Origin of the sequence: Proteus hauseri, from assembly GCF_004116975.1 — a bacterium.
In the GTDB taxonomy this organism is placed as follows: domain Bacteria; phylum Pseudomonadota; class Gammaproteobacteria; order Enterobacterales; family Enterobacteriaceae; genus Proteus; species Proteus hauseri.
The window spans coordinates 1,677,193-1,691,446 of sequence record NZ_CP026364.1 but is presented as its reverse complement, the minus strand read 5'-3'; the positions used below and the strand labels follow the sequence as shown (position 1 = coordinate 1,691,446).

The following is a 14,254-nucleotide window of genomic DNA, read 5'->3' as shown; positions in this document are numbered from 1 at the left end:
GCCCACACAGATTGTCTGATAATTTGTTAAAGAGCAGTGCAACATTCGCTGCCGTTTCCGGTCTTCTGCGTTGTTGCGAGGAGGTGCATTCTACATCTTCCTCATTCAGTGTCAAGCGTTATTTCATAAGGCTTTTCACTTTATTTTTTGTTCTCTTGGCTAACTCACTTAGCGTGGTTTGCCGTGACAACGAGGGCGCATTATAGGGAGTTTTCTGAGGCTGGCAACACTTTTTTTGAGTTTTTTTACCGACCGTTGTTTTTTCCATCAAATTGCACTTAAAGCACCAATTTCCTGAGTGATTTAAAGCCAAAATTCGCTAAAACAGGTTTTAGTAATTCGCTATTCTCATCTTCTTTTAGACAATAGGCGAAACTAATTTCGCTTGAACCTTTTATTTTTGCTTGATTTACGACCAACCACGCAGTTCTTCGTGCAATTGCGGCGCCAGAATCAATAATTCGTGTTCCATCCGGTAATACAGCAAGTAATTCATCAGCGAGTAAAGGAAAATGAGTACAACCTAATACAACAGTATCTGGTGGCTCTTTCATTTTTAGCCAAGGCGTTAATATTTTGCGTAATTCTTCTAAAGAGACATTTTCGCCATGAAGTTTCTTTTCAGCTAACTCCACCAGCTCAGCAGAGCCTAAAGAATGAACTTTACAATCTGTGGCAAAACGCTCAATAAGTTCGTGAGTATAAGGTCGTTTTACTGTTGCTCTGGTGGCAAGTAATCCGACAACACCATTACATGTTAATTTCGCCGCAGGCTTAATAGCGGGAACAACACCTATAATTGGAATATCCGTAAATTTAGCTCGTAAAGCAGGAAGGCTGACTGTACTTGCGGTATTACAAGCAATAACAATAGCAGCAAGGTCATGCTGTAGAGCAACTGCACTTATTATATGAACGACACGTTCAATAATGAACGTTTCTGGTTTTTCACCATAAGGAAACGCTTCGTTATCGAAAACATAGATATAGTGAGCCTCCGGTAATTTTTCACGGATCTCACGATAAACGGATAAACCGCCAACCCCTGAATCAAAAACTAATACAGTTGGGTTAGCGGTAAGTAATGCATCAGAAGTTGTAGCTTCCAGTGAGGAAGTATTCTCGTCCTGGCGTGCGATAGCCATAAGCTGTCTCATAATCTTTATCAAACAGGTTGGCTATTCTACCACGAATTGAGAATTGAGATGTAATAGGATATGACGCAGTTAAATCCCAAATACTGACACCACCTAAAGAAACTGCTTGATAAGTGCTGTAGTCTTTGTCAGTACGTTGGCCAATATATTGATATGTTATACCCATATCTAACTGTTCAACACTCCAATCCAATTGATATTTGGCTTGCTGACGAGCACGACGATCTAATCGTTGATGAGTTTCTTTATTTCTTGCATCTATATATTGTAGGTTAAAGCTGTGATGGAAAATCCAAGTATCCATTTCCCCAGTTAATTCAATCCCTTTAATCAATGCCTTTCCGACATTGTAATTACGATAAGGATAATTAGATTCTGATTGGATCAATGAATCTATATCATTACGATATGCTGTTAATCGCCATGATAAAGGTCCCGTTAATCCTTCAAAGCCCCCCTCCCATTGTTTGCTCTCTTCTGGTTGTAGGTCTGGATTACTTCCCCACTCACTATAAAGCTGGCTCAATGTCGGTGCTTTAAATGCCGTACCATAACCTCCAATTAAGCGATAGCCATCAACAAACTCCCAACCTAAATTAGTTTGCCATGTTGTATGCCAACCATATTCTGAATGTTTATCAGAACGAAGTGACGCTTCTGCAATAACATCGCCTAATTTCTGCTGCCCCGTAAGATACACTCCCGTATTGTCAAAGTGTTCTTTATTAGGGAATCCACTAGAGCCCGCTTTAATAGATTGACGTTGCCAATCCATCCCCCCACCCACACTGCCGTTACCTAATAAAAGATGATTACCCCATTGCACATTATATTGTTCTGAGTTGGTAAAGCGGCTTCCTTTACCATAACGACCATAACGCGGATCGTAATCATAATCTTTGGTGTAGTTATAACTAGTATTTAAATAAGAAGAGTAGTTTTCATGGTTAAACTTCACACCACCATCATAAGTGCGACTAAAAAGCTGGCGAGTGTCTACCGTTGTATCATTATAGCTATCATAATAAGCATCGTAAGCAGTACGATTATCAAAACCATAAGCCCGTGCAAATAAAGAAACATTATCATTTATATCGTGATTAACACCTAACCACAGCGATTTATTCATAAAGCCATCACGATCAGGTTGAGGATGCCCTCCTGTATTACCATTCGCTTCTACATCATAGCCTTTGGTATAAAGATAACTACCTGCTGCTGTTAATGTCGTTTTGTCACCAACTTTGTGTTTGACCGAACCATCATATTCTTGATAACCATGAGAACCTATTGTGGCATTAAGTGTGCCACCTTCGTTTTCTCTTTCTGTAAGAATATTAATTACCCCACCAATGGCATCAGAACCATAAACAGAAGAACGAGGCCCTCTTATATATTCAATTCGCTGAACAAGAGAAAGTGGTATTTGACTGATATCAGAACTTCCTGAGATATTAGCCTGATTTAAACGCACACCATCAACTAAAATAAGGACATGTCGAGATTCACTACCCCGTACAAATACAGCACTCAACTGCCCTACTCCACCATTTTGATAGACATCAATACCAGGCATTCTTCGTAAAACATCAAGTACACTATTACTTTGCCAACGTTCAATTTGCTCACGCTCAACCACTGTCATAGGCGCTAAAATAGAAGAAGCGGGTTCTTGAAACCGATTTGCTGTAACACTGAGTTTCTCTTTATCATCAGCCAATACATTTGAACTACTCGCCATTACCGCTAAAGCAACACTTGAAATAAACCACACTTTTTTATTATTCATGAAAATCTGCATCCAACAGAAGATAAGTAGCAGGATGCCGCAAAAATTAAGTAATGCGCGTACTTAATTTAAGATGCGACAAGTCTTTGGCAGGTATTCGGACTGTAGGCTAAATAGATTTGTTATCTATTTTAGGCAATGACTTCCCACATCACTTATTACCTATATAAGAAATAAGTGCATACATGCAGTGTCTTTTATTACTTAAACCTATTACCGCTGCGCGTCAGTTCTGGCTTTGCACCAGATTCCCTTTTCACTCCTATAAGGAGACCAGCTAACATGCTACGATTTCAAATCTGTTGAGTCCAGAAATTGAACATGAAGAAAACTGGACATCTCCATGAGGATCTCTACAATTTCGCTCGCTTAACTTTATTACTGCCAAAAACAAGGCCTGATTATCATGCAGAATTTATTACCAACGGAAACTTATCAGTCTCAACTGAATGAAAAAACACAACGATTAAAAACGATGATGGCGTCATTTAATGCGCCAGAACCTGAAGTTTTTTCATCACCAGAACAGCATTATCGCATGCGTGCTGAATTCCGTATTTGGCATGAACAAGATTCTCTTTATCATATTATGTTTGATCAAGAGACAAAGCAGCGTATTCGTGTTGATCAATTTCCTGTTGCAAGTCAGCTTATTAATCAAATGATGGTCGCGTTATTAGCAGAAATAGCAGATAAGCCACTCCTCAGACATAAATTATTTCAAATTGATTATCTTTCTACCTTGAGTAATAAAATTATTGTCTCGATGCTATATCACAAAAAACTTGATCAGAGTTGGCAACAAGCGGCAAGTGAATTACGCCAAGTATTAATTTCACAAGGTTTTGATGTGCAATTAATTGGCCGAGCTTCTAAAACTAAGATAATGCTTGATAATGATTTTATTGATGAAGTTCTGCCAGTTGCTGGCAAAGAGATGATTTATCGCCAAGTAGAAAATAGTTTCACGCAGCCTAATGCACAGGTCAATATTAAAATGTTGGAATGGGCATTAAGCGTGACAGAAGGCGCAAACGGCGACTTACTCGAACTTTATTGTGGTAACGGTAATTTTTCATTAGCCCTTGCTCGCAATTTTGATCGTGTATTAGCGACAGAAATTGCAAAGCCATCTGTTAATGCAGCTCAATACAATATTGCAATGAACCATATCGATAATGTAAAAATTATTCGTATGTCTGCAGAAGATTTTACTCAAGCAATGAATGGCGTACGCCAATTTAGACGGTTAGAAGGTATTGATTTAACAGATTATCAGTGTGAAACCATTTTCGTTGATCCACCTCGCAGTGGTTTAGATGAGAAAACTGTTGAGTTGGTTAAAAATTACCCGAGTATTTTATATATTTCTTGTAACCCAGAAACACTTTGTCAAAATTTAGAAACACTGATTAAAACACATAAAATCAGTAAATTAGCGTTATTTGATCAGTTTCCATATACCCATCATATGGAATGTGGTGTTCTATTAGAGAAAAGATAACTGCTTATTTTGCCAGTTATAGTAAAAGATCCTCTTATAATATCGATTTAAACAAAAACACCAGCAAGATAACTTGCTGGTGTCAAAATTTCGCTGTGTTTATTTATAACAAAGAGCTAAGTACAGACTAGTACTGCTCGGCCTGTGAAGCTCTTTCAGCTTCTTCAGCTTGCACTCGTAAGCGCTGGCGTTGTTTGACTTGACGATAAATCCACAATGCCACCACAACAATAGCCACAGAAGAGAAGAAGTTCGATCCCATTTCAGGATTACCCATTCTTATATAAGCGTTGTAACCAAAGAATCCCAGTAAAAAGAATGAGAATATCAGTTTTGGCATTCCATCAGTCATTGGCTGATGTAAATAACGTTGGTGCAAACAATAAACTGCTAACACTAAGCTTAATATTGGAAAAATTGACCATTCAACCAGCGAGTTAAATAAAGTCGAATAAGTACCATGTAAAGCGACACCAATGACTGCGGCAAGTAATAGCGTGCTTTTTTCACAGCGATTTTGTTCCATCATTTGTCTCCTTTCAGATGCGTTTTTTTCTTTGTATCGGGGTTATTTTGTAAGGGTGTTTCCGTTTCTTGGTCGCGTCGATACCAATAATAAGCGCCTTTGGCAATCATACGCAGTTGTAATACTAATCTTTCTTCTAATTTTTGACGTTTTTCAATATCAATATCTAGTGCTTCTGCGCCTGCACTAAATACAATAGTGACCATTGCTTCAGACTGCATTTCTGTGAAGTAACGAGGCATGCTACTTTCTTGTTCAAGATAGTCTGCCAGTTCTGCAATAAAATGTTGGATCTCTCGTGCGACAGCGGCACGAAATTCAGCAGAAGTTCCTGAACGCTCGCGCAACAATAATCGAAACGCATTAGGGTTATTACCAATAAATTCCATAAAAGTCGCAACTGATGTTCTGATAACACTGCCACCTTTAGCAATACGCTGCCGTGCTTGTCGCATTAATTGGCGTAGCATCAGTCCACTTTCATCGACCATTGTAAGGCCTAATTCATCAACGTCTTTGAAATGACGATAGAATGAAGTTGGCGCAATACCCGCTTCCCTAGCAACTTCTCGTAAACTTAGACTAGTGAAACTACGCTCTGCACTCAGTTGACTAAATGCAGCTTCGATTAAAGAACGACGGGTCTTTTCTTTTTGTTTAGCTCTGATGCCAATATTATTACTCACAGAAATCCTGATAATCCTAATTTGGTTTATTATCAATATATCAAACTTTGTAAAAAAATCAGTGCGTCCAATCATCCCAAAAGACACATTCTCATAAAAACTTAAATAAACTGTGACTAATGCCCTTAATGTCAATTGGGCTATTAATCATTCTAATGTTAATATGTCGTTGTCGGTTTGTATAAAACAGGTCTCTTCCTATGCAACATTCTCATTTCGATGCAATTGTAATCGGTTCAGGTCCTGGCGGTGAAGGCGCGGCCATGGGACTTGTGAAACAAGGAAAACGCGTCGCTGTTATCGAACGCTACAATAAAGTCGGTGGTGGTTGTACCCACTGGGGAACTATCCCATCAAAAGCGTTACGTCATGCTGTTAGCCGGATTATCGAATTTAATCAAAATCCACTTTATAGTGACCAATCTCATCTTATTAACTCCTCTTTCTCTCAAATACTCAGCCAAGCTAGTACAGTGATCCGCCAACAAACTAAAATGCGCCAAGGTTTTTATGAGCGCAATAGTTGTACCATGTATTCTGGCGAAGCCGCGTTTATTGACGAGCATAGAGTCAGTGTCCGTTACCCTGATGGGACTTGTGATATTCTTTCAGCAGACAACTTTATTATTGCAACAGGTTCTCGCCCTTACTGTCCACCTGATGTGGATTTCTCTCACTCTCGTATTTATAACAGTGACACCATACTCGATCTTGAACATGAACCTCGTCATGTCATTATTTATGGTGCAGGTGTAATTGGCTGTGAGTACGCTTCTATATTTAGAGGACTGAGAGTAAAAGTCGATTTAATCAATACTCGTGACCATTTGTTATCTTTTCTTGATCAGGAAATGTCAGATGCGCTTTCATACCACTTTTGGAATAACGGCATTGTTATTCGCCACAACGAAGAGTATGAAACCATTGAAGGTGTTGAAAATGGTGTTATTGTTCACCTTAAATCAGGTAAAAAAGTAAAAGCAGATTGCTTACTTTATGCGAATGGCCGAACAGGTAATACAGATACCCTTGGCTTAGAAAATGTAGGAATTAAAACAGATAGCCGTGGATTAGTTTCTATCAACACTCATTATCAAACTAGCTGTGAGCATATCTACGCTGTGGGCGATGTGATTGGCTATCCAAGTTTAGCGTCCGCAGCATACGATCAAGGTCGTATTGCAGCACAAGCCATTACCACTGGAAAAACAGAGACACACCTGATTGAAGATATTCCAACAGGTATTTATACCATACCTGAAATTAGTTCTGTTGGAAAAACTGAGCAACAACTTACGGCAATGAAAATTCCGTATGAGGTTGGTCGTTCTCAATTTAAACATCTAGCACGAGCTCAAATTGCGGGGATGAATGTCGGAAGTTTAAAAATTCTCTTTCATCGAGAAACAAAGCAGATTTTAGGTATTCACTGTTTTGGTGAGCGTGCAGCTGAGATTATTCATATTGGGCAAGCCATTATGGAACAAAAAGGTGAAGGCAATACTATCGAATACTTCGTTAATACTACCTTCAACTATCCAACAATGGCCGAAGCTTATCGTGTTGCGGCATTAAATGGTTTAAATCGCTTATTTTAATGTGCCTTATTTAGACGCATAGTACGCAGTCATATGTTCTCGGATTGTCTCAGCTAATTGTTCATAGCGATTACGCAAAGGCGATCCGGGACGATAAACCAAAATAATAGAACGTGATGGCAATGGGTCTGTGCAATCTAAATAACAAACACCATCTCGTTTTTGCTCTGAAGGTACCGCTAAATCTGGTAATAATGTAATTCCGCTACCTGCTGCAACCATATTACGTAACGTTTCTAAACTCGTTGCTCTGAAATGGGTATCTTCTTTGGCACCTGCTTGAAAACAAAAGCCCAAAGCTTGATCACGTAAACAGTGACCATCTTCTAGCATCAGTAAACGCTGACCCGCAAGATCACCCATTGGAACTGAGTGACGATCATGCCAAGGATGTCCTTCATAAATAGCCAACTTCATTGGCTCTTCAAATAACGGCACTTCAATAAAAGGTGCACTCTCTTTTACCATCGCTAAAATAGCACAATCGAGTTTTCCACTATCTAACTGTGCTAATAAATGCTGTGTTTGTGCTTCATGGAGATACATCTCCAACTTAGGATAGCTTTGGTGTAATTGAGGAATAATATGAGGCAATAAATAAGGCCCAACGGTAGGAATAAGCCCAATATGCAAAGGTCCTGACATACTTTCGCCCTGTAATGAAGCCATTTCTTGTAACACTTTCACTTCACGCAGAACTGTTTTAGCTTGATCCACCAGCAATAAACCTTGTTGAGTAAACAACACCTTACGGCTTGTTCTTTCAAGTAACATCACACCCAGCTCATCTTCAAGCTTACGAATTTGTCCACTCAACGTGGGTTGGCTTACATGGCAAGAGTCTGCCGCACGACGAAAATGTTTATGCTCAGCTAGAGCTACCAGATATTCCAAATCTCGGATATTCATTGCAGATCCCACAGTTATTGCTGATAGTTAATATCTATAGATAATATAACAACTGATAAATTTTTCTATCAATTGAGCGTTATTTAGCACTTATTTTTATCTTTATTCTTAATTAATAAGAACGGCTAAATTAATCACATTTATTAATATCGGCAATCTCGTATAAAAAAACAGGGTGTATACACCCTGCTCTTCGGTAAAGACAATATCCTATTATAAGAAAAGCATAAGAAGCTACTTATCCATACTTAAACGTTCTTTAGCCATTGCTAACGCATAAGTCACTTGTTTTTGAGATACGCCACCTTTTGCCAGTCGTTTATCTAAACAAGATTGGAGCGATAGAATATCGTAAACATCGATAGCAATTTTTTCACTAAACATTTGCAGTTCAGATAATGCTAACTCTTCAAGGGCTTTACCTTGTTCAATAGCACTCACTACTGCTTCACCGACAATATGGTGAGCCTCACGAAATGGTACACCTTTAGCAACTAAATAATCCGCAAGCTCTGTTGCATTAGCATAACCTTGTTTTGCTGCCTCTTCACAACGAGGGCGACGAATTTGAATACCATCAAGCACTAATGTTGCCATATGTAAGCAATCTGCCCAACTATCAACGGCATCAAATAAACCTTCTTTGTCTTCTTGCATATCTTTATTATAAGCAAGAGGTAATCCCTTTAAAGTCATCATCATGCCAGTTAATGCGCCTTGGACACGCCCACATTTGCCACGAATTAATTCTAATGCATCAGGATTTTTCTTTTGTGGCATTAACGAAGAGCCAGAAGTCACTTTATCTGAAAGCTCAATAAAACCCGCTTCACCACTATTAAAGAAAATTAAATCTTCCGCAAAACGCGATAAATGCACCATACCAATTGCGGCGGCTGATAAGATCTCTAATACATGGTCTCTATCAGAGACACTATCTAAGCTATTATTGGTTGCACTGGCAAAACCTAGCCAATCGGCAAGTTGCTCACGGTCAATATCATAGGCAGTACCGGCTAATGCACCACAACCAAGTGGGCTCACATCTAAACGCTTAAATGCGTCAGCTAAACGACTTTCGTCTCTGGCCAGCATTTCATTATAGGCTAAACACCAATGCGCAAAAGTCACTGGCTGAGCGCGTTGTAAATGTGTATAACCCGGCATTACAGCATCTTGATTTTTTTCTGCGGTGATAACTAATGCTTTTTGTAATTCAACTATCGCCTCACGAAGATATGCGACTTCTTGTTTGCACCAGAGCTTTAAATCTGTTGCAACCTGATCGTTACGGCTACGCCCTGTATGCAGTTTTTTACCTAAATCACCTACTTTGGCAATAAGTTTACTTTCAACCCAACTATGAATATCTTCAGCATCGCTTTGTAAAATAGATTGTGGATTAGCAATAACTTCTTCAGATAATTCATTTAACGCTTGTTCAAGCTGTGCTTGTTCGTCTTGTGATAATACACCCACGGTAACCAACGCTTTAGACCATGCTACAGAGCCAAAAATATCCTGTTGCGCTAATCGGAAATCAAACCGCAGTGAATCATTGAATTGTTTAAACCGTTGATCAGCTTCCTGACTAAAACGTCCGCCCCAGAGTGCCATAATCGATTCCTGTATTTATTCTATATGATAAAAAAGAGTGTAGAGTGACACCCTAAACAGCATCACTCTATAAATTGACCTTATTTTTTACTTAATGCCCGAATACGTGATGGCAGTGAATATAAACGGATAAACCCTTCAGCATGGCTATGGTCGTAAACTTCATCTTCACCAAATGTTGCAAACTCTTCAGAATATAAACTATTTTCTGATTTTTTCTGAATTGCATTTACATGGCCTTTGTAAAGTTCTAACACTACTTCACCATTAACATCATGAGCCAAAGATTCTGCTGCAGCCTGAAGTGATGCGCGAATTGGTGTAAACCAACGGCCATCATAAGCGACATAAGACATCTCTAAACCTAACTGCTGACGCCATTTAAATGCATCTCTATCAAGCACTAACTGCTCAACACCACGAAGTGCCGCCATCATAATGGTGCCCCCCGGAGTTTCATAACAACCACGAGATTTCATTCCCACTAAACGGTTTTCAACAATATCAATACGTCCAATACCGTGTTTTACACCCAACGCATTCAATGTATCTAAGCACTCAAAAGGAGATTGTGCTTTACCATTAACAGCAATTACTTCCCCTGCTTTTACTGTCACAGTAACTAATTCTGGTACATCAGGTGCTTTTTTAGGATCAACTGTCCATGCCCAACAATCTTCGTTTGACGCATTCCAAGGACTTTCTAATACACCACCTTCGGTAGATATATGCCATGCGTTTTCATCACGACTATAAATTTTTTCTAGTGTTGCCGTCGTTGGGATATTACGTACTTTTAAATAATCCAGTAGTGCTTCACGAGAACGTAAATCCCACTCTCTCCAAGGTGCAACCACTTTTAATTGTGGCGCTAAAGCGGCATAAGTACTTTCAAAACGAACCTGATCATTACCTTTACCTGTCGCCCCATGAGCTACAGCATCAGCGCCTAATTTTAAAGCAAGTTCAACTTGAGCCTTTGCAATAACAGGGCGAGCCATTGACGTACCTAATAAATAGCTACCTTCATATAACGCACCTGTTTTTAAAACGGGATAAACGTAATCTTTGATAAATTCTTCACGTAAATCGATAACATGACACTCACTCGCACCAGAATTCAGCGCTTTTTGCTCTACGCCTTCTAAATCATCTCGGCTTTGCCCGACATCAGCAACAAAAGCGACAACTTCACAGTTATCATAGTGCTCTTTTAGCCAAGGAATAATAGCCGAAGTATCAAGCCCGCCAGAGTATGCCAATACAATTTTTTTAATACCTTTAGTCATAGTGATAACCTTCAATTCTCGATTTGTTTTAATTCTGCCAACTATCAATATATTGATAAGTGATTAACGTAATAATGATTAAGCTAAAATGCGTGTGCCTACGGCAATACCATTAAACAGCGCTGTTAATTTTTCAGCGTGACGCCAACTTGCAATATCAACAGGTCTACCCAGTGTTTTCGCTGCCTCTAGTGCCGCATTCACTTTTACAATCATACCGTCGGTGATAATGCCTTGGTCGATTAATGCTTGTGCTTTCTGCGCAGAGATATCAGCAATTTTTTGTCCTTTACCATCTAAAATCCCGCTCACATCAGACAATAAAACCAAATCAGCACCTAATGTTTGTGCAATTGCTGTTGCCGCTTGGTCGGCATTTACATTCATCAACTCACCTTGTTCAGTCATACCAATAGAGCTGATAATTGGCAGATACCCTGCATTGAGTAATAAGGTCAGCAACTCAGGAGAACCTGGTTTTGCACACCCTACATGTCCTAATTCTTCATTTATTTGGGTAACCGTTGCTGATTGACCATCACCCAACGAAAGTCCCACACCATTAAGACCAAACCGCGTTGCCCATGACAGCAAGGTTTTATTTGCACTTCCTGCTAAAGCCCCAGTGATAATGTCTATTTGATCAGCAGGAGTAACCCGTAACCCTTGTTTTTTCACTACGGGTAACTGCAACTTATTCATCAAATCATCGACTAAACAACCACCGCCATGAACAATGACTAAAGGTCGAGAATGAGTTGAACGATATTGTTGTAATGCACCGAAAAAACGCGTTAGAGCTTCTTCACTATCAAGTAACACACCACCCAGTTTGACAATTAATGGTTCCATGAAACGTTCCTACTCATTATTTAAATAAGTGATTCGGTTTCAGCGAAACCAAACCGAATATTCATACATTGAACAGCTTGAGCTGCCGCACCTTTCAACAAATTATCTTCAACACCAACCACTATCAGATGTTCACCTTGTTGAGCAAAACCAATATCGCAAAAAGCCGTGCCTACAACGGCTTTTAATGCTGGAAACCCCGATTCATAAACACGTACTAGTGGTTTATCTAAATAAGCTTCTTCAAAAGCTTGTCTAACATCATCTTCTGTTACACCCGCTTTTAACTTACAGGTAATCGTTGCCAAAATGCCTCGGGCAAAATTACCTAAATGCGGTGTAAAAATGACATCAATACCAAGATGAGTCGCAATTTCAGGTTGATGACGATGTGTAAACACGCCATAAGGTTGTAAACTCACTTCACAGAAACTACTGGTTAATGACGCTTTTCTGCCCGCGCCACTCACACCACTGGTAGCATTAATCACTGGCCACTGTGCGGTATCTAATAATCCTGCTTCAATTAACGGTTTAAGTGAAAGCTGAGAAACTGTTGGATAACATCCTGGTACCGCAATTAATTGAGCTTGGCTGATAATGTCAGCATTCCATTCAGCTAATCCATAAACTGCCTGAGATAACCAATCAGTATTCTTATGCTCAAATCCATAGTATTGTTGATAAAAATGCTTATTTTGTACTCTGTAGGCACCAGACAAATCAAACACCACGCAACCTTGTGCTAAGAAAATAGGTGCGATGTCATGGCTAACTTCATGTGCTGTGGCTAAAAAAACGATATCAATACCTTCGGCAGCCTTTGCAACATCCACCATTGGCTCTAAAGGTAAATCAACTAAACCTCTGTACTGGGGATAAAGTTGAGAAAAACATTTACCAGCATCCGCGCTCTGTGCTGAAACCGTAAGTCTGCTCAGATTCACATGAGGATGGCGCTGGAGATATGCCGCTAACTCAGCGCCAGTGTAACCACTTGCTCCTACAATCAGGGTATTTAACATGTCATTCTTACCTTGTACTATGAACATAAACCGATTAATGTATTTTTATTCAAAAAAAGTGCATGAATATTGATACTATTATGAAGAAAGGCTGTCAACAGTGAATATTAAATTACCTACATTTATTGAGCTTTATCGTCAATTAATTGCAACGCCATCGATCAGTGCGACTGATGCAAAAACCGATCAAAGCAATGAAGCACTGATAAACTTACTAGCTAATTGGTTGGAAACATTAGGTTTTTCTATCGAAATTCAGCCAGTCCCTGAAACAAGAGGTAAATTTAACCTTTTAGCAACATTAGGAACGGGAAATGGTGGATTATTACTTTGTGGTCATACCGACACCGTACCTTTTGATGAAGGGCGATGGACACAAGATCCTTTCACGCTGACCGAAAAAGCAGGCAAGTTATATGGCTTAGGCACAGCGGATATGAAAGGCTTTTTTGCCTTTATTATTGATGCGTTACGCGATATTGATACTGAAAAACTCGCACATCCACTCTATATTCTAGCGACTGCGGATGAAGAAACCTCAATGGCAGGAGCTCGTTATTTCGCCGCGCATACAACAATTCGCCCAGATTTTGCCATTATTGGCGAACCAACCTCATTAAAGCCAATACGTGCTCATAAAGGGCATTTATCAAATGCGATACGTATTACAGGGCAATCAGGGCACTCTAGCGATCCAGAAAAAGGGGTGAATGCGATAGAGTTAATGCATGAATCTATTACACATTTGAGTACACTTCGCGATACCTTAAAAAATCGCTATAACAACCCAGCATTTGTCATTCCTTATCCAACCATGAATTTTGGTTATATTAATGGTGGTGATGCTGCAAATCGAATTTGTGCTTGCTGCGAATTACATATGGATATTCGCCCATTACCGGGATTAACACTGCAAGATTTGGATGATTTACTGCATGAAACACTTGCCCCTGTTAAAGCGCGCTGGCCGGGTCGTTTAAGTGTTGAAGCGTTACATGAGCCGATTCCAGGTTATGAATGCCCAACTGATCATAGAATGGTCACGGTGATTGAAAAGCTATTAGGTGAGAAAGCGCAAACCGTGAATTACTGTACCGAAGCACCGTTTATTCAAGATTTATGCCCTACTTTGGTACTCGGCCCTGGTTCTATTGAGCAAGCACATCAGCCCGATGAATTTATTGATATGGCATTTATCGAGCCTACTCGTGAATTAATGGGGCAATTAATTGAAAACTTCTGTTTAACAGCAAAAGCTCAATGATAAAAAAATAACCCTATCGATTTATGTTAATAAGGTTA

General features: G+C 39.5%; 12 protein-coding genes and 1 riboswitch. Of the genes, 3 read left to right on the top strand and 9 right to left on the bottom strand.

Annotated elements, in window-relative coordinates; translation table 11 throughout:
• Positions 1-278: 278 nt before the first annotated feature.
• Together murI and btuB are read right to left on the bottom strand one after the other, a co-directional pair.
• Positions 279-1,145: a glutamate racemase gene (murI, locus tag PH4a_RS07620; protein WP_129038985.1), complete on the bottom strand. Its 867-nt coding sequence runs from the start codon at positions 1,143-1,145 to the stop codon at positions 279-281.
• Entirely contained in the window at positions 1,090-2,946 is a 1,857-nt protein-coding gene (gene btuB, locus PH4a_RS07615; protein WP_129038983.1) for a TonB-dependent vitamin B12 receptor BtuB, read from the bottom strand. The genes murI and btuB overlap by 56 nt, the downstream gene beginning before the upstream one ends.
• 71 nt (positions 2,947-3,017) lie before the next feature.
• Positions 3,018-3,240: riboswitch (cobalamin riboswitch) on the bottom strand.
• A gap of 112 nt (positions 3,241-3,352) precedes the next feature.
• On the opposite strand from btuB, the gene trmA reads away from it, so the two are divergent.
• Positions 3,353-4,450 carry a tRNA (uridine(54)-C5)-methyltransferase TrmA gene (trmA, locus tag PH4a_RS07610; RefSeq protein ID WP_129038981.1) on the top strand — a complete coding sequence of 366 codons (1,098 nt, stop codon included), beginning with the start codon at positions 3,353-3,355 and terminating at the stop codon, positions 4,448-4,450.
• Between the two features lie 127 nt (positions 4,451-4,577).
• On the opposite strand, the gene PH4a_RS07605 is transcribed toward trmA, so the two are convergent.
• Both PH4a_RS07605 and fabR read right to left on the bottom strand, forming a co-directional pair.
• Positions 4,578-4,976 carry a YijD family membrane protein gene (locus PH4a_RS07605; protein ID WP_064718495.1) on the bottom strand — a complete coding sequence of 133 codons (399 nt, stop codon included), beginning with the start codon at positions 4,974-4,976 and terminating at the stop codon, positions 4,578-4,580.
• A complete protein-coding gene (fabR, locus tag PH4a_RS07600) occupies positions 4,976-5,662 on the bottom strand; it encodes an HTH-type transcriptional repressor FabR (RefSeq protein WP_064718494.1) in 687 nt (228 codons plus the stop codon). Before fabR ends, PH4a_RS07605 begins: the two co-directional genes overlap by 1 nt.
• A 200-nt stretch (positions 5,663-5,862) precedes the next feature.
• On the opposite strand from fabR, the gene sthA reads away from it, so the two are divergent.
• A complete protein-coding gene (gene sthA, locus PH4a_RS07595; protein ID WP_129038978.1) occupies positions 5,863-7,260 on the top strand; it encodes a Si-specific NAD(P)(+) transhydrogenase in 1,398 nt (465 codons plus the stop codon).
• Positions 7,261-7,266: 6 nt separating this feature from the next.
• Here sthA and oxyR read toward each other — a convergent pair whose 3' ends face one another.
• The 5 genes from oxyR to argC all read right to left on the bottom strand — a co-directional run bounded on the left by oxyR (position 7,267) and on the right by argC (position 12,952).
• On the bottom strand, positions 7,267-8,169 hold the full coding sequence (gene oxyR / locus PH4a_RS07590) for a DNA-binding transcriptional regulator OxyR (protein WP_129038976.1): 903 nt from the start codon (positions 8,167-8,169) through the stop codon (positions 7,267-7,269).
• 234 nt (positions 8,170-8,403) lie between these two features.
• Entirely contained in the window at positions 8,404-9,786 is a 1,383-nt protein-coding gene (argH, locus tag PH4a_RS07585; protein WP_064718491.1) for an argininosuccinate lyase, read from the bottom strand.
• A gap of 80 nt (positions 9,787-9,866) precedes the next feature.
• Complete coding sequence (locus PH4a_RS07580; RefSeq protein ID WP_129038974.1) at positions 9,867-11,075, bottom strand: argininosuccinate synthase; 1,209 nt, start codon at positions 11,073-11,075, stop codon at positions 9,867-9,869.
• Positions 11,076-11,153: 78 nt separating this feature from the next.
• Positions 11,154-11,927 (bottom strand): acetylglutamate kinase, encoded by a 774-nt coding sequence (argB, locus tag PH4a_RS07575; protein WP_129038972.1) that lies wholly within the window; start codon positions 11,925-11,927, stop codon positions 11,154-11,156.
• Positions 11,928-11,947: 20 nt separating this feature from the next.
• On the bottom strand, positions 11,948-12,952 hold the full coding sequence (gene argC / locus PH4a_RS07570; protein WP_064718488.1) for an N-acetyl-gamma-glutamyl-phosphate reductase: 1,005 nt from the start codon (positions 12,950-12,952) through the stop codon (positions 11,948-11,950).
• A 100-nt stretch (positions 12,953-13,052) separates the two neighbouring features.
• Here argC and argE point away from each other — a divergent pair, with 100 nt between their 5' ends.
• Entirely contained in the window at positions 13,053-14,216 is a 1,164-nt protein-coding gene (argE, locus tag PH4a_RS07565) for an acetylornithine deacetylase (RefSeq protein WP_129038971.1), read from the top strand.
• Positions 14,217-14,254 lie beyond the last annotated feature (38 nt).

Excerpts from the sequence above, each read along its gene's own strand:
- murI (WP_129038985.1), bottom strand. The coding sequence starts at position 1,145 with ATGGCTATCGCACGCCAGGACGAGAATACTTCCTCACTGGAAGCTACA.
- btuB (WP_129038983.1), bottom strand. The coding sequence starts at position 2,946 with ATGAATAATAAAAAAGTGTGGTTTATTTCAAGTGTTGCTTTAGCGGTA.
- trmA (WP_129038981.1), top strand. The coding sequence starts at position 3,353 with ATGCAGAATTTATTACCAACGGAAACTTATCAGTCTCAACTGAATGAA.
- PH4a_RS07605 (WP_064718495.1), bottom strand. The coding sequence starts at position 4,976 with ATGGAACAAAATCGCTGTGAAAAAAGCACGCTATTACTTGCCGCAGTC.
- sthA (WP_129038978.1), top strand. The coding sequence starts at position 5,863 with ATGCAACATTCTCATTTCGATGCAATTGTAATCGGTTCAGGTCCTGGC.
- oxyR (WP_129038976.1), bottom strand. The coding sequence starts at position 8,169 with ATGAATATCCGAGATTTGGAATATCTGGTAGCTCTAGCTGAGCATAAA.
- argH (WP_064718491.1), bottom strand. The coding sequence starts at position 9,786 with ATGGCACTCTGGGGCGGACGTTTTAGTCAGGAAGCTGATCAACGGTTT.
- PH4a_RS07580 (WP_129038974.1), bottom strand. The coding sequence starts at position 11,075 with ATGACTAAAGGTATTAAAAAAATTGTATTGGCATACTCTGGCGGGCTT.
- argB (WP_129038972.1), bottom strand. The coding sequence starts at position 11,927 with ATGGAACCATTAATTGTCAAACTGGGTGGTGTGTTACTTGATAGTGAA.
- argC (WP_064718488.1), bottom strand. The coding sequence starts at position 12,952 with ATGTTAAATACCCTGATTGTAGGAGCAAGTGGTTACACTGGCGCTGAG.